Here is a 422-nt window from a genome sequence, read left to right on the forward strand (position 1 = left end):
CCGGCCCCGGCCCCGGCTCAGGAGGTACGCGACGCGCCGTCGGGCCGGTCCGCCGCCGAGGACGTACGCGGTGTGCCGTCGGCCCGGTCCGCGGCGGTGCGGCCCGCGGCCGTTCCCGCATGATCCCGGCCGCGCCCGGAAGCGCGTACCGGCCGGCCCTGGACATCACCGAGTTCACCGATCCGGTCTGCCCGTGGGCCTGGGGCTCCGAGCCCGTCTTCCGGCTGCTCAGGCTGCGGCTCGGGCACCAGTTGGGCGACGCGGTGCGGTGGCGCCGGGTCTTCGGCATCCTCTTCGACGACGACGACGATCCCGCGCCCGATCCGGACGCCGAGGCGCGGTGGTACGAACGGTTCACCCACGAGGTCGGCGCCCACACCGGGGCGCCGTACGCGCCACGGCTGCGCCGGGTGGCCCGCAGC

At 77.3% G+C, this 422-nt stretch carries 1 pseudogene; it reads left to right on the plus strand.

Features of this window, described 5'->3' with window-relative positions:
- Positions 1–119: 119 nt before the first annotated feature.
- Positions 120–422 (plus strand): annotated as a pseudogene (locus tag GT042_RS22430) (hypothetical protein); the annotation flags it as partial.

It is taken from the genome of Streptomyces sp. SID3212 (genome assembly GCF_009865405.1).
Lineage (GTDB): Bacteria > Actinomycetota > Actinomycetes > Streptomycetales > Streptomycetaceae > Streptomyces.